The organism is Streptomyces hilarionis, assembly GCF_024539675.1.
GTDB lineage: Bacteria > Actinomycetota > Actinomycetes > Streptomycetales > Streptomycetaceae > Streptomyces > Streptomyces hilarionis.
On the sequence record NZ_JAHHIT010000011.1, the window covers coordinates 1 to 24,062 of the forward strand.

At 72.6% G+C, this 24,062-nt stretch carries 22 protein-coding genes, 1 tRNA gene and 1 pseudogene; 8 read left to right on the forward strand and 16 right to left on the reverse strand.

Annotated features, from left to right (window positions below):
- On the reverse strand, positions 1-865 hold an 865-nt coding region (locus tag KMS84_RS03995), incomplete at its 3' end, for a DUF2510 domain-containing protein (RefSeq protein ID WP_256914608.1).
- 310 nt (positions 866-1,175) lie between these two features.
- On the opposite strand from KMS84_RS03995, the gene KMS84_RS04000 reads away from it, so the two are divergent.
- On the forward strand, positions 1,176-1,691 hold the full coding sequence (locus tag KMS84_RS04000) for an SsgA family sporulation/cell division regulator (RefSeq protein WP_256914609.1): 516 nt from the start codon (positions 1,176-1,178) through the stop codon (positions 1,689-1,691).
- A gap of 92 nt (positions 1,692-1,783) precedes the next feature.
- Here the strand turns inward: KMS84_RS04000 and KMS84_RS04005 are convergent, their stop codons facing one another.
- Positions 1,784-3,190 carry an FAD-binding oxidoreductase gene (locus KMS84_RS04005; protein WP_256914611.1) on the reverse strand — a complete coding sequence of 469 codons (1,407 nt, stop codon included), beginning with the start codon at positions 3,188-3,190 and terminating at the stop codon, positions 1,784-1,786.
- Between the two features lie 92 nt (positions 3,191-3,282).
- Here KMS84_RS04005 and KMS84_RS04010 point away from each other — a divergent pair, with 92 nt between their 5' ends.
- Entirely contained in the window at positions 3,283-4,674 is a 1,392-nt protein-coding gene (locus KMS84_RS04010; RefSeq protein WP_256914612.1) for a tetratricopeptide repeat protein, read from the forward strand.
- Between the two features lie 52 nt (positions 4,675-4,726).
- On the opposite strand, the gene hppD is transcribed toward KMS84_RS04010, so the two are convergent.
- Complete coding sequence (hppD, locus tag KMS84_RS04015) at positions 4,727-5,872, reverse strand: 4-hydroxyphenylpyruvate dioxygenase (protein ID WP_256914613.1); 1,146 nt, start codon at positions 5,870-5,872, stop codon at positions 4,727-4,729.
- A 126-nt stretch (positions 5,873-5,998) separates the two neighbouring features.
- Here hppD and KMS84_RS04020 point away from each other — a divergent pair, with 126 nt between their 5' ends.
- The 5 genes from KMS84_RS04020 to KMS84_RS04040 are packed head-to-tail and all read left to right on the forward strand — an operon-like array spanning position 5,999 to position 10,221.
- Positions 5,999-6,493: an Lrp/AsnC family transcriptional regulator gene (locus KMS84_RS04020; protein ID WP_256914615.1), complete on the forward strand. Its 495-nt coding sequence runs from the start codon at positions 5,999-6,001 to the stop codon at positions 6,491-6,493.
- 6 nt (positions 6,494-6,499) lie between these two features.
- Positions 6,500-7,147: an ABC transporter permease gene (locus tag KMS84_RS04025; protein ID WP_256914616.1), complete on the forward strand. Its 648-nt coding sequence runs from the start codon at positions 6,500-6,502 to the stop codon at positions 7,145-7,147.
- Positions 7,140-8,393 (forward strand): ATP-binding cassette domain-containing protein, encoded by a 1,254-nt coding sequence (locus KMS84_RS04030; protein ID WP_256914617.1) that lies wholly within the window; start codon positions 7,140-7,142, stop codon positions 8,391-8,393. Before KMS84_RS04025 ends, KMS84_RS04030 begins: the two co-directional genes overlap by 8 nt.
- Complete coding sequence (locus KMS84_RS04035) at positions 8,390-9,271, forward strand: ABC transporter permease (RefSeq protein ID WP_256914618.1); 882 nt, start codon at positions 8,390-8,392, stop codon at positions 9,269-9,271. The genes KMS84_RS04030 and KMS84_RS04035 overlap by 4 nt, the downstream gene beginning before the upstream one ends.
- The gene (locus tag KMS84_RS04040) at positions 9,268-10,221 is read left to right on the forward strand and encodes a glycine betaine ABC transporter substrate-binding protein (RefSeq protein WP_256914619.1); all 954 of its coding nucleotides are present in this window, start codon (positions 9,268-9,270) and stop codon (positions 10,219-10,221) included. The genes KMS84_RS04035 and KMS84_RS04040 overlap by 4 nt, the downstream gene beginning before the upstream one ends.
- 35 nt (positions 10,222-10,256) lie before the next feature.
- Here the strand turns inward: KMS84_RS04040 and KMS84_RS04045 are convergent, their stop codons facing one another.
- The 6 genes from KMS84_RS04045 to KMS84_RS04070 form a co-directional block, all read right to left on the reverse strand.
- Complete coding sequence (locus tag KMS84_RS04045; protein WP_256914620.1) at positions 10,257-11,048, reverse strand: S16 family serine protease; 792 nt, start codon at positions 11,046-11,048, stop codon at positions 10,257-10,259.
- A 48-nt stretch (positions 11,049-11,096) separates the two neighbouring features.
- Entirely contained in the window at positions 11,097-11,747 is a 651-nt protein-coding gene (locus KMS84_RS04050; RefSeq protein ID WP_256914621.1) for an IclR family transcriptional regulator, read from the reverse strand.
- A 433-nt stretch (positions 11,748-12,180) separates the two neighbouring features.
- Complete coding sequence (locus KMS84_RS04055; protein ID WP_256914622.1) at positions 12,181-13,980, reverse strand: DEAD/DEAH box helicase; 1,800 nt, start codon at positions 13,978-13,980, stop codon at positions 12,181-12,183.
- A gap of 192 nt (positions 13,981-14,172) precedes the next feature.
- Complete coding sequence (locus KMS84_RS04060) at positions 14,173-14,598, reverse strand: type II toxin-antitoxin system death-on-curing family toxin (protein ID WP_256914623.1); 426 nt, start codon at positions 14,596-14,598, stop codon at positions 14,173-14,175.
- Positions 14,595-14,789: a hypothetical protein gene (locus KMS84_RS04065; RefSeq protein WP_256914624.1), complete on the reverse strand. Its 195-nt coding sequence runs from the start codon at positions 14,787-14,789 to the stop codon at positions 14,595-14,597. Before KMS84_RS04065 ends, KMS84_RS04060 begins: the two co-directional genes overlap by 4 nt.
- Positions 14,790-14,854: 65 nt before the next feature.
- Positions 14,855-16,318, reverse strand: coding sequence for an MFS transporter (locus KMS84_RS04070; protein ID WP_256914625.1), 1,464 nt, complete (start codon positions 16,316-16,318; stop codon positions 14,855-14,857).
- Positions 16,319-16,539: 221 nt separating this feature from the next.
- Between KMS84_RS04070 and KMS84_RS04075 the strand changes: the two genes are divergently transcribed.
- A tRNA-Cys gene (locus tag KMS84_RS04075) sits at positions 16,540-16,611 on the forward strand.
- 131 nt (positions 16,612-16,742) lie between these two features.
- Here KMS84_RS04075 and KMS84_RS04080 read toward each other — a convergent pair.
- The 7 genes and pseudogenes from KMS84_RS04080 to KMS84_RS04110 form a co-directional block, all read right to left on the reverse strand.
- The gene (locus tag KMS84_RS04080; protein ID WP_256914626.1) at positions 16,743-17,570 is read right to left on the reverse strand and encodes a hypothetical protein; all 828 of its coding nucleotides are present in this window, start codon (positions 17,568-17,570) and stop codon (positions 16,743-16,745) included.
- A 125-nt stretch (positions 17,571-17,695) separates the two neighbouring features.
- Positions 17,696-18,973: a tyrosine-type recombinase/integrase gene (locus tag KMS84_RS04085; protein ID WP_256914627.1), complete on the reverse strand. Its 1,278-nt coding sequence runs from the start codon at positions 18,971-18,973 to the stop codon at positions 17,696-17,698.
- An 84-nt stretch (positions 18,974-19,057) separates the two neighbouring features.
- Positions 19,058-19,291: an excisionase family DNA-binding protein gene (locus KMS84_RS04090; protein WP_256914628.1), complete on the reverse strand. Its 234-nt coding sequence runs from the start codon at positions 19,289-19,291 to the stop codon at positions 19,058-19,060.
- 442 nt (positions 19,292-19,733) lie between these two features.
- Positions 19,734-21,209 carry an AICE element replication initiation protein gene (locus KMS84_RS04095; protein ID WP_256914629.1) on the reverse strand — a complete coding sequence of 492 codons (1,476 nt, stop codon included), beginning with the start codon at positions 21,207-21,209 and terminating at the stop codon, positions 19,734-19,736.
- Between the two features lie 3 nt (positions 21,210-21,212).
- The gene (locus KMS84_RS04100; RefSeq protein ID WP_256914630.1) at positions 21,213-22,088 is read right to left on the reverse strand and encodes a bifunctional DNA primase/polymerase; all 876 of its coding nucleotides are present in this window, start codon (positions 22,086-22,088) and stop codon (positions 21,213-21,215) included.
- A gap of 91 nt (positions 22,089-22,179) precedes the next feature.
- Positions 22,180-22,491 carry a hypothetical protein gene (locus KMS84_RS04105; RefSeq protein WP_256914631.1) on the reverse strand — a complete coding sequence of 104 codons (312 nt, stop codon included), beginning with the start codon at positions 22,489-22,491 and terminating at the stop codon, positions 22,180-22,182.
- A gap of 233 nt (positions 22,492-22,724) precedes the next feature.
- Positions 22,725-24,062 (reverse strand): annotated as a pseudogene (locus KMS84_RS04110) (hypothetical protein); the annotation flags it as partial.

Consider the following 24,062-nt stretch of genomic DNA (forward strand, 5'->3'; position numbering starts at 1 on the left):
GCGCGGGGCCGGTCTGCGGGGCGGGTGCGGAGTGCGGGGCGGGTGCGGCGGCCGGGGGCGAGGCCGCCGCCCGGTCGGCTGCCGCCTTGCCGGCGCCGAACCCCGGCTTGGCGGGCGCGGCGCCGGCGGCAGCCGACGGGACCTGGCCGGGCGTCCGCGCGCCCGCCTGCTCGGGGAACCCGGCGGCCGCCGGGGACGCCGGGGCGGGCGTCGGACCCTGGGCGCCGGGGGCGAAGGGCGCGGCGGGCGCGGTGTCCTGCCCTCCCGTGCGCGCGGCCGGCGGGCGGAAGGTGACGGTCCCCTCGTCGGGGACGAACCCGGGGCCCCCGGACGGGGCCGCGCCGGGACCCGGCGTCGGGCGGCGGAAGACGAACGTGCCGCCCGGGACCGCGTCCCCGGCCGGGGCGCCGCCGTCCTCCGGCTCCGCGGGCGGGATCGTCGCCGTGCCGTCCGTGCTCGTCGAACGGCCCTCGGGCTGCGCCGGGGCGGGCGGGGCCGGGGACGAGGGGGTCCGCGGGTCGGCGCCCTGCGGGGCGCCCCAGGAGACGCGGCGGTCCTGGTCGCCGCCGAAGCCGGACTGGTGGGCGCGGTCGGCGCCCCAGGCGGGGGCGGGTTCGGGGCGGCCGCCGTGGGGGTCGGCCGGCACCGGGTCCTCGTCGAAGAAGTGCGGGCCGGTCTCCTCGACGGAGGGCACGGACCCGCCGGACGGGCGCGTGAGCGGCCGGCCGTCCGACGGCGCGGGCCGGCTGGTGCCCGGTACCCAGGAGGCACCGTTCCAGTACCGGACGTATCCAGGGATGGACGGGTCCGGGTAGTACCCCTCGCGGGGCCTGTCGTCGCCGGGGGCCGGGGTTGGGGCGCTCATGTCCGTCGTCCCGTATCTGCTCGGGGGTGGGATGGGGGGACCACATTTATCAGACGCGCGCCCGGGCCAGGGCGGCTCTGGCCATACGGCCACCTTTCCGGGCAACGGCGTGCACGCTCTTCACACGTGCACAACCGCCTGCCGGGCCCGGCGCGCACGGTCGCCGGAAAAGTTCTCCGAACCCGCGTAATGGTCGCGGGTCCTCGCCCTCTCCACTCGTACGGGCCCACCCGAGGCCCGTCCGGGGCCCGCATGCAGTGCGTGACGGGCCCGGGGCCCGTCACGGGTTCCGTACCGAGAGGAGAACGTCATGCATCACACCGTCGTGGAGCGCGAGCTGGAGCTGAAGCTCGTCCTGTCGCCCGAGCGCAGCGTCCCGGTCCCGGCCAGACTCTGCTTCCGCAGCGACGACCCGTTCGCCGTCCATGTCACCTTCCACACCAACTCGGAGCAGCCGGTGGCGTGGACGTTCGCCCGCGAGCTGCTCGTGGAGGGGGTGTTCCGGCCGTGCGGACACGGGGACGTGCGGGTGTGGCCGACGAAGACGGAGGGCCGCGGCGTCGTGCTGATGGCGCTGAGCTCGCCCGACGGCGACGCCCTGCTGGAGGCGCCCGCGGCGCAGGTCTCGGCCTGGCTGGAGCGGACCCTGCGGGTGGTGCCGCCCGGTTCCGAGGGCGAGCAGCTCGGCATCGACGACGCCCTGGCCGAGCTGCTCTCCCCCTCCCCGAGGCTCTCCCCGTCGCTCGAGCAGGGGGGACCGGCGGCGGACGACGCCTGGCTGCGCGACCCGTGGCCGGGCGACGAGCCGGGGGACGCGGGTAAATGACCGCCCTCGCGGGAACGGCGGGGCGGCGACAGGGGCCGGCGGCGGCGCGGGCGAAGGCGGCGGTGAGCGGCGGCGAGCTGCGAGCGGCGGCGCTAGAAGAGCTTGCCCGGGTTGAGGATGCCCAGGGGGTCGAAGGCGGCCTTGACCGCGCGCTGCATCTCCAGGCCGACGGGGCCGATCTCGCGCGCCAGCCACTCCTTCTTGAGCACGCCCACGCCGTGCTCTCCGGTGATCGTCCCGCCGAGTTCCAGGCCGAGGCCCATGATCTCGTCGAAGGACTCGCGGGCGCGGCGGCGCTCGTCGGGGTCCGCCGCGTCGAAGCAGACCGTGGGGTGGGTGTTGCCGTCGCCGGCGTGGGCGACGACCCCGATGGTCAACCCGTGCTTGTCCGCGATGCGTTCGACGCCCTCGAGCATCTCGCCGAGCCTGGAGCGGGGCACGCACACGTCGTCGATCATCGTCGTGCCCTTGACGGCGTCCAGCGCGACCAGCGCCGAACGCCGCGCCTGGAGCAGGAGTTCGGACTCGGCGACGTCCTCGGCGGGGACGACCTGGGTGGCGCCGGCCGCCTCGCACAGCGCGCCGACGGCGGCGAGGTCGGCGGCCGGGTCGGGGGTGTCGAAGGCGGCGAGGAGCAGCGCCTCGGTGGTCTCCGGCAGGCCCATGCGGGTCAGTTCGTTGACGGCCCGGACGGTCGTGCGGTCCATCAGTTCGAGGAGGGAGGGCACGTGTCCGCCCGCCATGATCCGGCACACCGCGTCGCAGGCGGCGGCGCCGGAGGCGAACTCGGCGGCCAGCGCCAGCTGCCGCGGCGGCTGCGGCTTGAGCGCCAGGATCGCCCGCACGACGACGCCGAGCGAGCCCTCGGAGCCGACGAACAGGCGGGTGAGGTCGTACCCGGCGACGCCCTTGGCGGTGCGGCGTCCGGTGGACATCAGCCGCCCGTCGGCGAGCACCACGTCGAGTCCGAGGACGTACTCGGCCGTCACGCCGTACTTGACGCAGCACAGGCCGCCGGACGCGGTGCCGATGTTGCCGCCGATCGTGCACGTCTCCCAGCTGGAGGGGTCGGGCGGGTAGTACAGGCCGTGTTCGCCCACGGCCCGGGACAGGACCGCGTTGACGACGCCCGGTTCGACGACGGCGACGCGGTCGACGGGGTTCACCTCGAGGATGCGGTCCATCCTCGTCAGGGACAGCACGATGCAGCCCTCGGTGGCGTTGGCGGCGCCGGACAGGCCGGTGCGGGCGCCCTGCGGCACGACCGGGACGCGCAGTTCGGTGGCCGTGCGCATGACGTGCTGGACCTCCTCGGCGGTGCGCGGCAGCACGACCGCGGCCGGGACGCCCGCGGGGCAGAAGCCCGCCATGTCGTGGGCGTAGGAGGCCGTGACGTCCGGGTCGGTGAGGACGGCCTCGGCGGGCAGGCCGGCCAGCAGACGGTCGAGGAGGTTGCCCGTCACCTCGTCACGCGGCGCTTCCGAACGACTCATGATCACAGGTTCGCACTCGGGGCCATCGGTGTGAACCCCGCCCGCCGGGGGCTTCGGCTGACGTCATACGGTCGTCGTACTGACGCACAGTGAGCGCCATGGTGAAGGTCTCTGGGATTCGTCGGCGGCTGCTCGTGGGCTCGCTCGTGGGGTGTCTCGCGCTGGGCGGCGGAGTGCTGCTGTGTCTGCCCGGCGACGGTCCGGCCGGGCGGGCGCCCGTGGCCGCTCCGGGGGCGCAGGCGGGCTCGGCGGTCCGTGCGGGGGCGCCGGCCGCGCTCGCGGATCTGGCGGAGCTGGTCGGCGAGCGGGAGAGCCGGGTGCGGGCGCAGCCGAAGGACGCGCGGTCGTGGGCGGTGCTGGGCGCCGCCTACCTGGAGCAGGGCCGGCGCACGGCCGAGGCGGCCGCGCTGTACCCCAAGGCCGAGCGGGCGCTGCGGACCTCGCTGAGGACGCGTCCGAAGAACAACGCCGAGGCACTCGACGGTCTGGCCGCGCTGGCCAACGCGCGCCGTGACTTTCCCGCGGCCCTGGCCTGGGGCGAGGCCGCCCGCAGGGCGGCCCCCCGGCGCTGGACGACGTACGCGCAGCTGATCGACGCGTACACCGGGCTGGGCGACTACAAGAAGGCCCGCAGGGCCCTCGACCGGCTGACGGCCCTGCACTCGGGGCCCGTGGTGCGGGCGCGGGCGGCGGGCGTGTACTGGGACCAGGGCCGGCGCGAGGACGCGCAGGCGGCGCTGGCGGACGCGGCGGCGGGCGCCTCCTCCCCCGCCGAGCAGGCGGCGTGGCTGGAGCGGGGCGGGGAGCTGGCGTGGGAGCGCGGCGAGCGGGAGAACGCGCTGCGGCACTTCCAGGAGGCGGTGCGGCTCGACCCCGACATGCGGGCGGCGCAGGCGGGGCAGGGCCGGGCGCTGGCGGCGCTGGGGCGGACGTCGGAGGCGCTGAACGCGTACCGGATGGCGCTGGCCAAGCAGCCGTCGCCGGGTTACGCGCTGGAGCTGGGCGAGCTGTACGAGTCGCTGGGGCTCGCGCAGGCGGCGCGGGTGCAGTACGACCTGCTGCGGGCGCGGGTGCGGGCGGAGGCGGCGGGCGGGGTGGACGGGGAGCTGGTCCTCGGCCGGTTCGAGGCGGACCACGGGGACGCGGCGGCGGCCGTGCGGCGGCTGCGGGCCGAGTGGCGCCGGCAGCCGGGGATCGCGGTGGCGGACGCGCTGGGCTGGGCGCTGCACCGGGCGGGGCAGGACCGCGAGGCCCTGGTGTTCGCGAGGACGGCCACCGACCGGGTGCACGGGGGCGCGGTGCGCAGCGCCCCCTACCTCTGCCACCTCGCCCTGGTCGAGCGGTCGCTGGGCGCGGAGGGCCCGGCCCGGCGGCATCTGCGGGAGGCGCTGGAGACCAACCCGTACTTCTCGCCGCTGCTCGGGCCGGTGGCCCGGGCGGCGGCCGCGGAGCTGGGCGACGAGCCGGCGCCCGCGGATCCGCCGTCCTGACTGCGCCCGCGGATCCGCCGTCCTGACTGCGCCCGCGGGTCCGCCGTCCCGACTACAGGTTGCCGCGCTTGGCCTGCTCGCGCTCGATCGCCTCGAAGAGGGCCTTGAAGTTGCCCTTGCCGAAGCCCATCGAGCCGTGGCGTTCGATGATCTCGAAGAAGACGGTCGGCTTGTCCTGGACCGGCTTGGTGAAGATCTGCAACAGGTAGCCGTCCTCGTCGCGGTCGACGAGGATCTTCAGCTCGCGCAGGGTCTCCACGGGGACGCGGGTCTCGCCGGCCCACTCGCCGAGGGTGTCGTAGTAGGAGTCGGGGGTGTCGAGGAACTGCACGCCGCCCGCGCGCATCGTGCGGACCGTCTGCACGATGTCGTTGCTGTTGAGCGCGATGTGCTGGACGCCGGCGCCGCCGTAGAACTCCAGGTACTCGTCGATCTGGGACTTCTTCTTGGCGATGGCCGGCTCGTTGATCGGGAACTTGACCTTCAGGGTCCCGTCGGCGACGACCTTGGACATCAGGGCGGAGTACTCGGTGGCGATGTCGTCGCCCACGAACTCCTTCATGTTGGTGAAGCCCATGACCTTGTTGTAGAAGCCGACCCACTCGTTCATCCGGCCGAGCTCGACGTTGCCGACGCAGTGGTCGACGGCCTGGAAGGTGCGGCGGGCGGGCGGCTCGACGATCGGGTCGGCGCTGGTGTAGCCCGGAAGGTAGGGGCCGTCGTAGCCGGACCGGTCGACGAGGGTGTGGCGGGTGTCGCCGTAGGTGGCGATCGCGGCGAGGACGACCGTGCCGTGCTCGTCCTTGACCTCGTACGGCTCGGCGATCGAGCGCGCGCCGTGCTCGACGGCGTAGGCGTGGGCGGCGCGGGCGTCCGGCACCTCGATGGCGAGGTCGACCACGCCGTCGCCGTGCTCGGCCACGTGCCGCTCGAGGAAGCGGCCCCAGTCGGTGGTGGCCTTGATGACGGAGGTGAGGACGAAGCGGGCGGAGCCGTTGGTGAGCACGTACGAGGCGGTCTCCCGGCTGCCCGTCTCCGGTCCGGAGTAGGCGACCAGCGTCATGCCGAAGGCGGTGGAGTAGTAGTGCGCCGCCTGCTTGGCGTTGCCCACGGCGAAGACGACCGCGTCCATTCCCTTGACCGGGAAGGGGTCGGCCTGCCGGACGGTGTCGGGAGTGTGGTCTGTGGTCTGCGTCATAGCCGAAGGGTCGCCCCGCTCGGCAAGGTGCGCAATAGTTCGCTCCATCGCTGGGCAAGGTGTTCAGCGGTGCGGCGGTTTCGGCGGACTTTCTGTACAGGATGACCATCTGGGGAGGCGGGCGGCGTGGCGATCGATCGCTTGGACGGCCGGATCATCGTGCTGCTGGCCCGGGAGCCGCGGCTGGGGGTGCTGGAGATGTCCCGGCGGCTGGGGGTGGCCCGCGGGACCGCGCAGGCGCGGCTCGACCGGCTTCAGTCGAACGGAGTCATCCGGGGCTTCGGGCCGCAGGTCGATCCGGCGGCGCTCGGCTACCCGGTCACCGCGTTCGCCACGCTGGAGATCCGGCAGGGCCAAGGGGCCGACGTGCGGGCGCACTTGGGCTCCGTGCCGGAGGTGCTGGAACTGCACACGACGACCGGCAGCGGGGACATGCTGTGCCGGCTGGTGGCGCGCTCCAACGCCGATCTCCAGCGGGTCATCGACCGGGTCGTCGGTTTTGATGGCATCGTCCGGGCCTCCACGGCGATCGTGATGGAGAACCCCGTTCCGCTGCGGATCATCCCGCTGGTGGAGCAGGCCGCGGACGACCGGGAAGGGCCTGGCAGACCTGTGGGGTGAGCAGCGTTGAGTTTCTGGGAGTACCTGGACGACCGGCACCGGCAGTTGCTCACCGACGCCTGGCAGCACGCGAGCGTCGTGTTCCAGTGCGTGGTCGCCGCGACGCTGATCGGGGTGGCGATCGGGGTCGCCACCTATCGCAGCGCCTGGGCGGGCGACCTCGCCACCGTCTGCGCCTCGACCGTCCTGACCGTTCCCTCGCTCGCGATGATCGGGCTGCTGATCCCGGTGGTCGGGCTCGGCGTGCCGCCGACGGTGATCGCGCTGACCCTGTACGGGCTGCTGCCGATCGTGCGCAACGCCGTCGTCGGGCTGCGCGGTGTGGACCCCTCGCTGGTGGACGCGGCGGACGGCATCGGCATGTCCCGGCTGACGCGGCTGGCCCGCGTCGAGCTGCCGCTGGCCTGGCCGCCGATCCTGACGGGGATCCGGGTCTCCACGCAGATGCTGATGGGCGTCGCCGCGATCGCCGCGTACGCCTCCGGGCCGGGTCTGGGCAACGAGATCTTCCGCGGGATCGCCTCGCTGGGCAGCAGGAACGCCCTCAACCAGGTGCTCTCGGGCACGCTCGGGATCATCGTGCTGGCCCTGCTGTTCGACGCCGCGTACGTGGTCGTGGGGCGGCTGACGATTCCCGGGGGGATCCGTGGCTGAGTCGCACGGCGCGTCGATCGAGCTGGAGCACCTCACCAAGCGGTTCCCGGGCGCCGCCGAACCGTCCGTCGACGACGTCACCCTGAGGGTCGGGGCGGGTGAGACGGTCGTCCTCGTCGGGCCCTCGGGGTGCGGGAAGTCGACCACGCTGAAGATGATCAACCGGTTGATCGAGCCGAGCGGCGGCCGCATCCGCATCGGCGGCGCGGACGTCACCGGCATCGACCCCGTGGGGCTGCGCCGCACGGTCGGCTACGCGATCCAGTCGTCCGGCCTCTTCCCGCACATGACGGTCGCGCAGAACATCGCGCTCGTGCCCCGGATGACCGGCTGGCCGAAGGCGCGCATCCGCGACCGGGTCGAGGAGATGCTCCACCTGGTCGGGCTCGACCCCGGCGAGTTCCGCCACCGCCACCCGCGCCAGCTGTCCGGCGGTCAGCAGCAACGGGTGGGCGTAGCAAGGGCGTTGGCTGCCGATCCGCCGGTGCTGCTGATGGACGAGCCGTTCGGGGCCGTCGACCCGGTCACCCGCGGCCATCTCCAGGACGAGCTGATCCGGCTCCAGCACGAGCTGCGCAAGACGATCGTGTTCGTCACCCACGACTTCGACGAGGCGATCAAGCTCGGCGACCGGATCGCGGTGCTGCGCGAGCGCTCCCGTGTCGCCCAGTTCGACACGCCGGAGGCGATCCTCACCCACCCGGCGGACGGCTTCGTGTCCGGGTTCGTGGGGGCAGGGGCGGCGTTGAAGCGGCTGCACCTGAGCCGGGTGCGGGACGTGGAGATCACCGGCTGTCCCACGGTGACCGTCGACGACCCGCTTCAGACCGTCTTCCACCGGCTGCGTTCCTGGGGGTCGCGCCCCGGCCGGCCGGGCGCGGCGGCGGGCGCGAGCGAGGTCCTGCTGCTGGACCGGCACGGCCGGCCCGTCAGGTGGCTGCGCCGCGCGGACCTGACGCGGGCGAGGGGCCCGCTCGGGCGGACGGGGACCCCGGTCGGCGGCACGGTGACCCGTGACGCCACCCTGCGCGACGCGCTGGAGGCGGTGCTCAAGGACGGCGCGGGGCGGGTCGTGGTCACCGGGCGGCGCGGCGAGTACACCGGGGTCGTCCACATGGAGACCCTGCTGAACTCCGTCCGCGCACTGCTGGCGGCCGACCGGGGGGAGGCGCCGACGGCGCTTCGCGAACCGCGGGAGGACCCCGCCGCGCGGCGGGAGGGCGCGGCGGGGAAGGCGACGGCGTGAGCGCCCCCGGGCTCGACGGGCGGCCGGCCGGACGGCCGGGCGAACCGCCGCACGGCCGGCGGCACCGGTCGCACGAGCGGCCGCCCCGGCCGGCGCGGGCGACGGCGGCCCCCGCGGCCGGGCCGTCCGCTCCCCCGCGGCAGCGCCTCACGTGGCGCAGGCTGACCCTGCTGCCCGCCTTCGTCGTCGCGTTGCTGTTGGCGACCTGGCTGTGGTTCGAGCAGGCGGACCTGGACGCGATCACCGAGAACGCGCTCTCGGGCGGCCAGGTGTCGAAGGCGCTGTGGCAGCACGTCCAGCTGACGGTGATCTCCACGTTCTTCGTGCTGGTCATCGCGATCCCGCTGGGCGTCCTGCTCACCCGGCGCCGTTTGCGCAAGGCGACCCCGATCGCGCTGGCCCTCGCGAACACCGGTCAGGCGACCCCGGCGATCGGGCTGTTGGCGCTGCTGGTGATCTGGCTGGGCACCGGCCGCCGGGCGGCCCTGGCCGGCATGGTCGCCTACGCCGTTCTGCCCGTGCTGTCCAACACGGTCGCCGGGCTGAAGGCGAACGATCCGACGCTGCTGGAGGCGGCCCGCGGGATCGGCATGTCCCCGTCCGGCGTGCTGTCGCGGGTGGAGCTGCCGCTGGCGGTCCCGCTCGTCCTGGCAGGCGTGCGCACGGCGCTGGTGCTCAACGTCGGCACGGCGACCCTCGCCGCCTTCGGCGGGGGCGGCGGCCTGGGCGTGCTGATCACCGCCGGGATCACCAACCGGCGCATGCCGGTGCTGGTGCTGGGCTGCGTCCTCACCGTCGCCCTGGCGCTGCTGGTCGACTGGCTGGCCTCGCTCGCCGAGGTGCTGCTGCGGCCGCGGGGCACGGAGACGGACGGGTGAGACGGGCCGGGCTCCTCGCCGGGACGCTGCTGCTGACGGCCGGCTGCGGCCTGAGCAGCGGCTCCCCCATGGCCGACGACGTCTCGCCCGGGTCGATCGGGCGGGGCGAGCCGCTCGAGGGGGCCCGGCTGACGGTGACGTCCAAGTCGTTCACCGAGAACCTGGTCCTCGGCGCGATGATCGGCATCGCCTTCCAGGCGGCCGGCGCGGACGTGCTGGACCGCACCGGCATCCAGGGTTCCATCGGCAGCCGTGAGGCGGTCCGCACGGGCGACGCCGACGCCATGTACGAGTACACGGGCACCGCCTGGATCACCTACCTGGGCCACGGCCGGCCGGTCGCCGACCCGGGCCGGCAGTGGCGGGCGGTGCGCGACGCCGACGCGGGCAACGGGCTGACCTGGCTGCCGCCGTCCCGGCTGGACAACACCTACGCGCTGGCTGTGAACCGGGCGAACCACCGCCGGCACCGCACGACGACCCTGTCGCAGGTGGCCGCGCTGTCGCGGTCCGACCCGGGCGCCGTGACGCTGTGCGTGGAGGGCGAGTTCGCCAACCGGGCGGACGGGCTGCGCGGCATGATGCGGACCTACGGGATGGACGTGCCGGCGTCCCGGGTCACCCAGATGGACACCGGGATCATCTACACCCAGGCGGCGAAGGGGAGTTGCACCTACGGCGAGGTGTACACCACGGACGGCCGCATCACGTCGATGGGCCTGGCGGTGATGGACGACGACAAGGGCTTCTTCCCCCACTACAACGCAGCCCCCGTGGTCAACTCCGCGACGCTGCGGAAGTGGCCGGCGATCGCGGGCCTGCTCGCCCCGATCACGAGGAGGCTCGACAACGCGGTGGCGCGCAGGCTGAACGCCGAGGTGGACGTCGACGGCGAGGACCCGCACCAGGTCGCGCTGGAGTGGATGAAGGACCAGGGCTTCGTGAAGTGACCCCCGGCCCGGTGCGGCGGCCGCCGGACGGCGGTTCAGCAGCTGGGGACGGCGCCCTTGCCGTGTTCCAGCGCGACCAGCGCCCTGACCGCCCCCTGGAGGGTGGTGACGGGGACCAGGCGCAGACCCCGGGGCAGCTCGGCCTTCGCGTCGGCGCACTCGTCCTTGGGCACCAGGAACACGGTCGCGCCGTCCCGCCGGGCGGCCTGCGTCTTCAGTCCGACGCCGCCGACCGCGCCGACCTTGCCGGCCCCGTCGATCGTCCCCGTGCCGGCGATCGTGCGGCCGCCCGTGAGGTCGCCGCCGCTGCCGTCGCCGTCGAGCTTGTCGACGATGCCGAGCGAGAACAGCAGGCCCGCGCTGGGCCCGCCCACGTCGGCCAGCTTCAGGGTGACCTTGACGCCGTCGTCGGAGAGGTCCAGGTACTTCAGCGCGGCCTCGGTCGCCGCGTCCTGCGACTGCCGCATCTGCTCGGTGTTGTGCTGCTCGATCTCCTGGGTGCTCTGCCCGCTCGGGTAGACGGAGTCACGCGGCATGATCGCCTGGTCGGTGCGGAACCAGCCGTCGATCACGTCGGAGAGCCTGACGTCGGTGTCGGGGTTGGTCGCCTCGATCGTCGTCATCCGCAGCTGTCCCGTGGTGTGCCGGGTGGGCGCTCCGGAGATCGTGATCACCTCGGCCCCCTTGTTCTCGCCGAGGACGTTCGCCGTCATGCCCGGCTGCGCCACCGAGAACGGCAGCGGCGCGAAAGCGGCCGCGGCGAGCAGCGCCACGACGGGCAGCGCGCAGACGGCGAGGGCCTGGGGGCGAGAGAGGCGAGAGAGCACGGAGTCAATCTAACGCGGTGACGCGCCGCGCCCGTGGCCGCCCGCCGGTCAGCGCAGCGCCTCGGCCACTTCCCGGGCCGCGTCCACGACCCGCGGGCCCACCCGCTCGGGCACCGCGTCCGCCAGCATCACCACGCCGACGCTGCCCTCGACGCCGGTCACCCCGAGCAGCGGGGCGGCCGCGCCGCTCGCGCCGGCCTCCAGCTCGCCGTGCGTCAGCGTGTAGCCGGGCTCGTCCGCGCGACGCGCCGTCTTCTGCCGCGCGGACAGGATCGCCCGGCCGGCCGCCCCCCGGTCCAGCGGATGCCGGAACCCGGCCCGGTAGGCCACGTGGTAGTCCGTCCAGGACGGCTCGACGACGGCGACGGCGAGCGCCTCGGTGCCGTCCACCAGCGTCAGATGCGCGGTCGCCCCTATGTCCTCGGCCAGCGAGCGCAGCGCGGGCAGCGCGGCCTCCCGCACCAGCGGATGCACCTGACGGCCGAGCCGCAGCACGCCGAGGCCGACCCGGGCGCGGCCGCCCAGGTCGCGCCGGACCAGCGCGTGCTGCTCCAGGGTGGCGAGCAACCGGTACACGACGGTCCGGTTGACGCCGAGTTTGTTGGACAGCTCGGTGACGGTCAGGCCGTGGTCGGTATCGGCCAGCAGCTTCAGGACCTTCAGCCCTCGATCGAGCGTCTGGGAGGTCTCCGCGGTCACGACGCCCACTCCTTAAGTGGTGAGGCCGGCGGCCCTCCGTCGCGGCGGATGCGTCACCGAGTCCCGTCAGTGACGCGCCACAGAGGCCGCCGATCGACAGACGGGCCCGGCGTGTCCGGGCCCGGTCGCTTCACGGCTGCGCTCCGCGGCGGCGCTGCCACGGGGCGTGTGCGTAGCGGGACAGTAGCGAAGCAGGTTCGCTGAGCGGAAGGCTCCGTCCAGAATCCGGTCAGTGGCCGGTAGGGACTTCCTGCTTTTATCCCGATACGTACGGAGCGCGGCTCGCGGCGCACGGAGCGCGGCCGTCGGCACGCGCCCCCACCTCGCACGGCGGTCGCCCGCCTCGCACAGGGGTCCCTCGCCTCGCACGGCGGTCGCCCGCCTCGCGGGCGACCCCCCGTGTCCCGGAACGCCCCGGCCGCCCGTCGCCGGGTCAGCGCATCCGGGTGGCCCACTCCTGCACCTTGGCGATCCGCTGCCGCAGCTGTCCCGCCGTCGCCTCCGCGCTGGGCGGGCCGCCGCACACGCGCCGCAGTTCGGTGTGGATCACCCCGTGGGGCTTGCCGCTCTGGTGGACGTACGCGCCGACCATCGTGTTGAGCTGCTTGCGCAGCTCCATCATCTCCTTGTGCGAGACGACCGGCCGCCGCTCGGCGGGCAGTTCCAGCAGGTCGGCCTCGCTGTCGGGCTTCTTCCTGCTGTGCGCGATCTGCTTGGCCTGCCGCTTCTGCAACAGCAACTGCACCTGGTCGGGTTCGAGCAGTCCCGGGATGCCGAGGTAGTCCTGCTCCTCCTCGCTCCCCGGGTGGGCCTGCATGCCGAACTCGGCCCCGTTGTACATCACTCGGTCGAAGACGGCCTCGGACTCGAGCGCCTCGAACGCGAACTGCTCCTGCTCGCCGGTGTCCTCGTCCTGCTCCTTGTTCGCCTCGTCCATCTCCTTCTCGGACTCGGCGTACGGATCCTCCTCGCCCTCCTTCTTCGGCCGGTCGAGGGCGTGGTCGCGCTCGACCTCCATCTCGTTGGCGAAGGTGAGCAGGTCGGGCACGGTGGGAAGGAACACGGAGGCGGTCTCGCCGCGCCGCCGGGACCGCACGAAACGACCGACGGCCTGGGCGAAGAAGAGCGGCGTGGAGATCGTGGTGGCGTACACCCCGACCGCGAGGCGCGGCACGTCGACGCCCTCGGACACCATCCGCACCGCGACCATCCACCGGTCGTCGCCCGCGCTGAACTCGTCGATGCGGCGCGACGCGCCGGTGTCGTCGGACAGGACGACGGTCGCCTTCGAGCCGGTGATCTCCCGGATGAGCTTGGCGTAGGCGCGGGCGGAGTCCTGGTCGGAGGCGATGACGAGCGCGCCGGCGTCGGGAATCGCCTTCCTGACCTCGGTGAGCCGCTGGTCGGCGGCGCGCAGCACGCTGGGCATCCACTCGCCGCGCGGGTCGAGGGCGGTGCGCCAGGCCTGGCTGATCGCGTCCTTGGTCATCGGCTCGCCGAGCCGCGCGGCGATCTCGTCGCCGGCCTTCGTCCGCCAGCGCATGTTGCCGCTGTAGGAGAGGAAGATGACGGGCCGCACGACGTTGTCGGCGAGCGCGGAGCCGTACCCGTAGGTGTAGTCGGCGGCCGAGCGCCGGATCCCGTCGTTGCCCTCCTCGTACGTCACGAAGGGGATGGGGTTGGTGTCGGAGCGGAACGGCGTGCCGGTGAGCGCGAGCCGGCGGGTGGCCGGCTCGAACGCCTCCAGGCAGGCCTCGCCCCAGGACTTGGAGTCGCCGGCGTGGTGGATCTCGTCGAGGATGACGAGCGTCTTGCGCTGCTCGCTGCGGTTGCGGTGCAGCATCGGCCGCACGCCGACGCCCGCGTACGTGACGGCGACGCCGTGGTAGTCCTTGCTGAGCGGTCCGGCGCTGTACTCGGGGTCCAGCCGGATCCCTATCCGCGCGGCCGCCTCCGCCCACTGCTTCTTCAGGTGCTCGGTCGGCGCGACCACGGTCACCTGCTGCACGACGTGGTGGTGCAGCAGCCAGGAGGCGAGCGTCAGCGCGAAGGTCGTCTTGCCTGCGCCGGGGGTGGCGACGGCGAGGAAGTCGCGCGGCTGCTCCTGGAGGTACTTCTCCATCGCCCCCTGCTGCCAGGCACGCAGTTTGCTGGCGGTGCCCCAGGGGGCGCGGCCGGGAAACGCGGGCGACAGGTGGTGGGAGGAGGAGCTGGTGGCGGCGGTGATGGTCACGGTCTCCGGGTTCGGGGTCGAATCAAGAGGGGCCGCGCGAAGCGCGTCGGAAGGGCGGAAGCGGGTGGCGGGCGGGCGGGCCGGCGCCTTGGACGGGGGACTCGGCGGTGTACGACAACCGGGCCACCCTACCGGCGGCCCGGCGGTGCCGACGCGCCGACGACGCGCCCTCGCCCGTGGGTGGGATCCAGGTCACAGCGCCCGCAGTCGCTGTGCGATCGCCGGGACCTCGCACTCCACGCCCGACGCCACGTCGATGACCAGGTCGTACGCCGCGTCCTGGGCGCAGTCGGCGAGGTCGACGCCGTGCAGGGCCAGGAACGTGGCCGCGGCCAGCCACGCGGCCCGCTTGTTGCCGTCGACGAGGGGGTGGTTCGCCGCGACCGCGTGCAGCAGGGCGGCCGCCTGCTCGTGGACGTCGTCGTACGCGGCCGTGCCGAACATCCTGGCCCGCGGCCGGTGCACGGCGGAGGCGAGCAGCCCGGGCGCCCGCGTCTCGGGCGCCTGCCCGCCGAAGGCGATCCGCGCGATCCCCGTCACCTCGGCGACGGTCAGGTGACGGGTCGGCCGGGTGGCCCGCACGGGCCGGGAGGCGTCCGGCGCAGGGTGACGGTTCACTCCCCCAGCCTCCGCAGCAGGTCGGCGTGAGCCTGCGCGAGCCGCTCGGCCTCACCGAGCACCCGCGCCTCCTCCGCCCGCAGGCGGTCGCGCACGGCGTCCCGCACGATGTCCTCGGGCCGCAGGCCGGTGGCGTCGGCGAGATCGTCCACGGCACGGGCCAGGTCGGGGGGAAGGCTGAGGGCGTCCATCCGACGAGCCTAGGCGGACGACGAGCCCGGGACCCGGATTTCACGAACGCCCCCGCCCCACGCGGTCAGGGCTGTCGTTCGTGGAGGCGAGTGGTCACCCAGGCTCCCAGGAGGGCCACCGCGGCCATCGGGAGGAAGACGACGGCGAAGGCCGCCGGGTGCGAGGCGCCGCCGGTGGCCGCGGCCGTCGTCGCGTGTGCCACGCTGCCGCCGCCCAGCGCGGCGAACGCGGCGCCGCCGACGGCCAGCAGCAGCACGTTGGACAGGCCGTCCGAGATCTGCAGGGCGGCCGAGTTGGAGCCGGCCTCCTGCGGCGCGGACAGCTTCAGCAGCAGCACGCTGGTCGAGGAGATCACGAGCCCCATCCCGAAGCACCCGAAGGCCCAGGCGACGGCCACCGTCCAGGCCGGCACCGCGGGCAGCAGCACACTGGGCGCGGCGGCGATGGCGGCGGCCGCCAGCACCATCCCGAGCGCCATCAGCCGCTCGCGGTACGGCTCCGCCCAGGGCCGCGACTGCAACCACGACCCCAGGGCCCAGGTGCCGCCGCCGGCGGCGAGCGAGAACCCGGCCAGGGTCGGGCTCAGTCCCCGCTGCGTCACCAGCATCAGGGGCACGAAGGACTCCGCGGCGATGAAGGACCCGGCGGCCACGCCGCGCAGCAGCACGACGGAGGGCAGGCCCCGGGCCGCCCGCCAGGTGCCGCGCGGCAGCAGCCCGCGCACGGCGGGCGCGAGCAGCGCGAGGCCCGCGGCGGCGGGCACGGCCGAGACCGGCCGCAGATCCTGGGCGGCGTACTGCAGGAGCCCCGCGCCGAGGGAGATGGCGAGGGCGAGCCGGATCCGCCGCCGGTCGAAGGGCGGGGCGACCGTCCCTTCCACCGGTCCGCTCGCCCGCCGGCGTATCTGCGGCAGGGCCAGCGCGAGCGGTCCGACGACGAGGACGGGTATCCCCAGGAAGACCCACCGCCACCCCAGATGCTCGGTCACCGCGCCGGCGGCCAGCGGCCCGACCACGGACGGCACCACCCAGCAGGCGGCGAACGCGGCCATGATCGCGGGCCGCAGCCGCTCCGGGTAGGCCCGTCCCACGACGACGTACAGCGCCACGATCACCAGCCCGCCGCCGAGTCCCTGCACGGCCCGCCCGAGGATGAACACCCACATGGCCTGGGCGCTCCCCGAGAGCAGCAGCCCCGCCGCGAAGGCCCCGATCCCGCCGCCCAGCGCCCCGAGGGGCCCCCGCCGGTCCGACAGCTGACCGGCGAAGACCATCCCGAAGAGACTCGTCGTGAAGTACCCGGAGAACGCGAACGCGTACACCGACACCCCGTCGAGGTCGCGCGCCGCGACGGGCATCGCGGTGCCCACGGCGGTCGCCTCGAAGGCGATGAGGAGCACCACGGAGACGATCCCGACGGTGAGGGCGCGATGGGCCCGCCCGAGGACGGACCCGTCCTCGTCAGGTCCGACGGCACGGGACAGGACTTCGTCTGCGACACCGGTGTCGCGGGGTTCGAGGGCGGCCATGGTCGTCAGCGTAAGGGGCGCGACCGGCATCCGCCCCTGTCGCGGGACGGGTGAGCGTCTGCGACCTTGGTCCTACGACCACCGCCCCGCCGCTCGTTTCATGAACGGCGTGTGGCAGTCCCGTTGCGGGCCCGGCGCACCTCTTGAGCCTCCTCCCGCCCGGCCCGTACGGTCGACGTACCAAGTCCGCACGGGGCGCACCACGAACCCCCTGCCGGCCCGGCCGTGTGCCCGAGTGGCTTAGGGACTCGCCTGCAAAGCGAGTTACGCGGGTTCGATTCCCGCCATGGCCTCAAGTGCCTGGACCAGGCAGAACGGAAGGGCGGCATCCCCGAGGGGGTGCCGCCCTCTTGTTCGTCCGTCTCAGTTCCCGTCTCAGTCGGTCTCTGGGGCACGCTCTTCAGAAGCCACTGCCAGACCTGCGCTACGGTTCGACGGCCCGTCTCACCGGAGCCGGAGTGCCAAACAAGGGCTCAGGTAGGCGTTGTCCTCGCTCCCTGGAGATCCAGTAGGTGCGTTCCCGGGACGGCTGTACCTGGAAGATCAAGCTGCGGGCACCACTCCCATCGGTGAGGTGGTCGCGTGTGACGTGCCAGACGCTTCCTCGGGTCGGGTGAGGCTCGACCGGCCAGCCGCTCAGTTCAACTTTCCATGTGTCAGTAACCCCGTTGTCCCGGCCATCGTGGACAGTGATGGTTCCCGCCACTCGGTGAGGTAGTGGCTGACCAGCCTGATACGCCTCGTAGTTCTCCGAGAGCTCTTTGATGGTGAAGTCGCGCTGCAAGTAGAGCGAGTTGGTTACCGCGCCGCCACTTCCGGTGGGCCACAGAAGGTGCTGCGGGGCCGGACTCGGCCGGTTGTCGACGGCGAAGATGAGGTCCCCGTCGTACTCCACGCTTACGTGCTTCGTGCCGTTGTTCTTCACCTCAATCTTCGCCTGGAGGACAAGCCGCTCGGTCTCCTTCTCCGGGAAGTGCCACACGTCGCTTCCAGGCGGAAACGGCTGGATGGGCATGCCATGCGGAGTCCAAGCGAGCGGGGGCCACGGGACGTCGGAGACCTTCACCGAAACGTTGGGAGCCTCAACGTCCAGCCGTCCACGGGCGGCATCCAAGGCAACTGCCTCGGAGGCTATGAGGGCTCGCTGTGCAGTGACCACCGCGCTGCGGGTGAGAAACGACTGCCAGGCGACCGCGACGAAGGCGGCTGCTGTAGCGCAGGCCGAAAGCGCGGTCCAGAAAGTGTCGGACATGGCCGGTGATTGTTGCCCTTCACAGGTTCACTACACCAGTCTCCTGGTCACAGGATCCAGAAACCAGTGCAGCCGGGCGAGAACCCGACAAGCACGCCCCATTTCTCGCCTTCCCCACATCCTGCCTATCCGACTGGCACGAGCGAGCCGGCCGCCCCGTCGCCGTCGTCCGGCCTGTCCGTCTCGGGCTTCCAGATCAGGTCGTCCACCTGCCTCGCGATGTCCGTCCGTACGGCATCCACCATGTGCTGATAGCGGGCGGCCATGGCCGTCGTGGACCATCCCATGAGGCCCATGACGGCCCGCTCGGGGACACCGAGGATGAGTAGGACCGTGGCGGCCGTGTGGCGCGCGTCGTGCAAACGCCCGTCCCGCACTTTCGCCTCTGTCAGGAGAGCCTTCCACTCTGTCCAGTCCCGGCGGTGGGACGGGCTACGGCCGCACTCATCCGGAAAGACCAGGCCGTTGTCCTCCCAGCGCTTCCCGGCCCTCGCTCGCTCCGCTCCCTGCGCTTCGAGGTGAGCACGGAGTAGGTCAACGAGCTGATCGGGGAGACCGACCGCACGGCGGCCGGCGCGCGACTTGGTGGTGGACAACTCGGGGTTGGTTCGTCGCCTCTGGGGGCAGTACCCGGCGGCCTTGCGTCCGCAGGACTCCGTGCACCCGTGGGCGTACTGCGGGCGGTGGCGGCTACGGCGAACAACAAGGAACCCGCCCTCAAGGTCCACGTCGTCCCACGTCAGCCCAAGTACCTCCCCTTGACGCAGTCCGAGAGCGAGCGCTACGGCCCATCGTGCGGAGTTGCGATGCTGGTCAGCAGCACTCAACAGCCGCCGCACCTCTTGGACGCTGTAGGGCTCCACCTCGTAATCCCCCGTCTTCGGTGCCTTGGCCAACAGGACCGGGTTCTTGCCGAGATGGCCGCGCCGTACGGCCTCATTGAGGGCGGTGCGGAAGGTTCGGTGCACCTGGTGAGCAGTGGCGGGCTTACTGCCGTTAGCCTGCATCTTGGCGTAGAACATCTCGATGTGCTCGGGCTTAAGCCTGTCGAGCCGATGAGCGCCCAAGCCGGGGATGAGGTGCTTCCGGACCGCAACGCCGTACCCGACCATCGTGTTGTCGTTGACGGCGAGGGGCGCGACGTTCTCGATCCAGTGCGTCAGCCACGTCTTTACCGTCCACGCCTTGCCCGACTTCCGCACGGTCTTGGCATCGCGCTGCTTCTCCAACTCGCGCACCGCAGACGTCACTTCGGCACGGGTCTTGCGCTCGACGTGGCGACGGTCCGGGGTGCCGTCGTCGCGGATTCCGACGGTCACGCGGCCGTGCCACTTGCCGTCCGCACCCTGATAGATGGACGAACGGCCGTTCGGCTGTCGAGTGCGCTTCTTGTCTTCCGCCACGGGCAGACTCTCCTTGGGTTGAGGCGGGGTGGAGACGACCGGAGCGCCGCCCCGTGGTGGGGCAGCGCTCCGGAGGGGGATGGGTCAGCCCGCCTGCTGCTCAGCGCGGCGACGGGCGAGGTAGGCGGCCGGGGCGTCGGCGGGGACGCGCCTCAGTCCGCCGACCATCAGGGATTCCAGCTCCCCGGTGCGGATGAGGGCGAAGCAGGTGGTTCGGCCGATTCGGAGGCATACGGCGGCCTCCTCGACGGTCAGGAGGACGGGGGCCGGGACGCTGCGCGGAGCGGATCGGACGGTGTCCGCGGTGGCGGTGCTCATGCAGGATCTCCTCGGGTCCGGCGGGGGCGGGGTGGTCTGTGCTGTCCGAAGCTGGGATTTCTGCGTCATCGCGTCACCTGCGTCAATCAGGCGTCTGACCTGCGGGTTCCGGTGACGCAGCGGGGCGGGTCCTGCGTCACCGATGACGCGTGCGCTCGTCACGGGGGTGACGCTGATGACGCGGGATGACGCAGGATTCGCCGTCTGCGTCACCGCTGTCGCCGCAGGTCAGCGGCCGTCTGTCGGGCCTGGGGTGACGCAGTGACGCAGATCTTCCCTACTTAGGAAAAAGGGCGGTGTCTGTTGGTCTTTACGCCCGCTGAGGGCTTGAAGAACGGGCCGCTTCGCGGCGCGACCTGTGCGGGGCGGCTGTCGCCACAGCAAGAGGAGCACCCCGCGGCGGGGCGTGCTCCTCTTGCTTGTCCGCCGATCCGGTGTGCGGTCAGAACGCGGTCTGCTGGGCGGGCGGCGGGGGCGGGGCCTGGCGGTTGATTTCGATGTAGCGGGCGGCGCTGGTGCGGCCCCAGTCGACGAGGACGCCTCGCGCGGCCAGGGTGGGTTGGATGCGCCGTAGCCGGTCGGACAGGACCTTGCCGGTGGTGGGCCATCCCTTGGGCAGGGGGCGGCAGTCTTCGCCGCTGTAGAGGGCGGTCAGGGCGTGCAGCCACTCCGCCGACGTCATCCGCACGTCCTCGCCCGGGTCCAGTTCCTCAGCGCGCTTGAGGACCGTCTGCGCCAGCAGGTCGCCTTCGATCACGTCGTCGTTGAGGTCGTCCAGGCTGGCCCGGTACGCCTCCAGAGTCCCGAAGCCGGTGGCGGTGTCGAGCTGGGCGCACAGGTGGGCGAAGTCGGCCATGCGCAGATCGGTCGGGGTCTCGGCCTGTGCCGCGCGGACTTTGACGGTGAGGTCGAGCAGGGAGCCGAGGACGATGGGCAGGATCTCGGCGTACTCCGCCCACAGCTCCGCTTCCGTGCGTCGCACGCGGGGGCGTTCCAGGCGCAGGGTGAGGAGTCGTTCGGCGAGGTCGGGGCGGATGACGCCGACGTCGATGCCGGTCAGGAGCATGGGGCGGCGGTAGCGGGAGCGGACGACGTCGCCGTCGGTGAACAGCGCGCGTTTGATGCTTTCGGCTCCGGTGATGACGCAGCACATGAGGTCGGACAGGTCCGGGGGCAGGTGGGAGAGGTTGTCCAGGGCGGTGATCCATCCGGCCGCGACCGCTGTGATCATGTTCTCTTCGTCTTTGGGGGCGCGGCGCAGGTCGCCGGTCATGCCTTCGATGATGCGCACGAGCATCCGTCCGCCGGTGGACTTGCCGGCGCCCTGCGGGCCGGTGAGGAACGGGGCCGGGACGGGCACGGACGGTTCCAGGCAGCCGATGAGCCACGCGAGGGCCAGGGCCTCGGTCTTGGCGTCGGCGAAGTTGCACAGCCGCATGAGCAGGTCGATGCCCTTGCCGTTGGTGTCCTTGGCGGGCAGGGGGAGTTCCCCGGTGAGCTGGGTGCGCCGCCAGCACACCTCTTCGGGGTCGGGGATGCGGATGTCCCAGCCGGTGGGGTGGATGCGGACGGATTGGCCGTCGTCGCGGCCGAGGTCGAGCCAGGTGGCTCCGTCGAAGCCGGGGGCGACGCGGATGTGGGTGGGCTGCACTTTCTCGGTGAGGGCGAGTGCCTCGATCAAGTCCAACGCCTCCTTGAGGGCTGTTCCGTTGAAGACGCCGACCCCGTCGCGGAAGAGGCCGACCATGAGTTCTTGGCGGTGGCTGCCGGTGGTGCCCTGGGAGCGGATCGGGCGGGCCACGGGGTGGCCGGTGCGCTGCGCGTACACGGTGCCGTCGGCGGTGCGGAAGTAGCGGAAGTGCGATTGGGCGTAGCCGGTGATGACCTCGCGGGCGGGGTTCTTGTCCTCGTCAGACACAGGTCACAGTCCCAACGTGGTGCGGGCGTTGTTCCAGGCGTCCGTGCAGTGCCGGGCGGTCTCGCCCTTGGCCTGCGCGGCGGTGAACAGCCGGTTGACGTGGGACTCGGAGAGGCAACCGCACAGGCCGTGCGTCGACAGCACCGCGAGGAACGCCGCGTAAACGGTGGAGTGAATCGCGCTGGAGGCCGCGGCGATGCGCTGCTCCGCCATGGCGATCCCGCGCTCCAGGAAGGCGGGCACGCGGTGCGGGCACTGACCGCCGCCGGACCGTGCCGGCAGCGACACCGAATGGGGTGCTGAACGGACAGCGGGCCGTTCCGTCGCGGCCAGTGCGCGGACCACGTCGGGCAACTCGGCCATGCGGCCCGTGCCGGGCCCGAGGTAGCGGGCGTAGGCCATGGTCGACTTGATGTCGACGCCGGGCCGGACCGCGTTACGGGAGGTCATAGTGCCCCGGTAGATCCAGTGCTCACCGCGCGTCGTCGACACGGTCCGCGTCGCGGGTAGGGCGGTTCGGGCCCAGGTGATGGCGTCCGCGTTGTCCAGATCGACCACGGTCAGGCCTGCGCCGCCGGGGTGGTAGGCGACCGCGACGGCCCGGCGCCAGGCAGACGCCCACAGCGGAGAGGTGAGCACGGCCGCGTCGGCGGTGGCAGCGGCCCAGGCGTGGCAGACGCCGGGGCACCGGCACGGGCCCGGGATCTTCATGTTCGGCCGCCCACCGCACCCGTTGTCCGCGCAGGTGGGGCAGTTGCCGAACGGCACCTTGCCCGCCCGCAGGGGCAGGACCGGGACGCCGTGCGCGGCGAGCTTGAGCGCGGTGCCCATGAGGCCGGGAGCGGGCAGGGCTCGCCCCGGCAGGGTGGCTTGGGTCATGCTGGGGAACCTCCAACAGGTCTGTAGTGGGCTGGTTGGGCAAGGGCGGCCCCGCGACTTTGGCGAGATGCGGGGGCCGCCCTTGGCGTAGCTAGGTGTTCTTGCCGCGGGCGAGCTTGAGGGTGATGCCGCCGACTCCGATGGGTCCGGCGGCGCCGGCGATGACGGTGAAGGTGTGGGCGGCCGCGTCCATCAGGAAGCAGAGGGCGGCGACCAGTCCCCAGCCGCCGGCGACGGTTGCGCCGGCGATCGCGAACGGCAGTAGTAACCGCCGCCACTCGACACCGTGCGCGGGCCGGTCGTTGACGACGAACACGAGCGGCTGTCCGGTCGCCTGTGCGCGTTGGAAGACGTCGGCGGGGATGTGCGGGGCCATCTGTCCGGGCGGGGTGTGCTGGCGCATTTCAGGCTCCCTCAGGGTGTGCCGCGGGCCCGCGCCATCAGGTGGTGCGGGCCCGTGCGGCGGGTGGGTTGCTTGTCGCGTTACTTGTCGTCTCTCTTGTCGTGCGGCTTGTCGTCTGGCTTGTCGCTTGTCTTGTCTTGTCGCTTGTCGCCTCCCAGGTCACAAGCCGTTTCCAGACCTCTAGGACCAGGAAGGCGGCATGCGGCGGGGTGGGGGCGACAAGCGACAAGCGGTCAGTCGCCGGACGTGTGGGAGTGGTGGACGTAGCGGGCTTTGGTGCCCTCCCCGACGCGGACGGCGGTGCCGTCCTCATGCCACGCTTTCAGCCACCCCACGACCGTCTGACGCGTCGTGCCGTAGGCGTCGGCCAACGCTCGGGCGATCGCCGAGGCTCCCGTGCCTTCGGGGCCGGCGGCGAGCAGCGCGGCCAGCGCGGCCCGCTGCGCGGGGCTGTCCTGCTCACCTCGCAGCGCCGACAGGTTCAACCCCTCCGGCCGATCCGTCCCGTTGCCCTGCTCGGCGGTGTGGGGGTCGGTGGCGGTGCCGAACTGGGCGTCGATCTCGGCTCGGAAGCGGCGCAGCATCTCGTCCTCGTGCGAGCCTTGCCCGCCGTCCGGGCCGCGCAGAGCGGACAGGTTCAACCCACCCGACCCAACCGGGCGTTCGTCGGCCTGGTCGTCGTTGGTGGGGGTGAGGTCGAGCATCCAGGCGGTGCGCTCCGCGTCCCACCGTCGGGCGTAGGCGGGTCCGGCGGCCTTGGCGGACACCTCGTCCAGGCGGGGGTGGCGGTCGGAGGTGGCGACGGTGATGTCACGGATCTGGTTGGGGAGGATCCGCCAGGCCTTGAACAGGGCCGCCGGTGACTCGGGGGTGCCCATGAACCCGGCGCCCTTGTAGGGGGCCTGGTCGACGCGCAGTCCGCGGCGGCCGGGGAACATCTTGCCCAGGTCCATGCCCTCGGTCTCCCCGCCGGTGAGCGCGACGCGGACCTTGGCCTCCCGGCGGATCATCAGGTTGCCCAACACCGCCCCGGTCGCGCCGAGGGCAGTGAGGATGGTGCGGATGCCCATGGCGCGCAGCATCCGGATGACTTCCAGGATCTTCTTGGCGAGTTCCTTCATCTGCCGGTCGGTGCTGACCAGGATCTCCGCGCCCTCGTCGACGACCAGCATGATCTGAGGGATCTTCGCGCTGATCGGCAAAAGGTCGGTGTTCGCCTTGGACAGCAGGTCCTGGTAGGCCTTCTTGCGGTGCGAGCCGATGGCCAGCACCGCATCCAACATGAGCAGGGCCTCTTCGTAGGTGCCGGCGAGCCAGTCGATTCCGGGGCGCACGGGCTTGCCGTCGCCCGTCTGTAGTTCGCCCTTGAGGGCGGGCAGGACCCAGGGCAAGCCGACCGATCCGGCGTTGAGGTCGATCACGAAGGTGAGCAGGTCATCGGCACGGGCATTGCCGGCGAGGATGCTGTGCAGCACGTTCGTCTTGCCTGACCCGGTCGGCCCCACGACCAGCGCGCACTGTTCGCGCAAGTAGGCGGAGACGGTCTCGCCGTTGGTGCGCACCCCCCACGG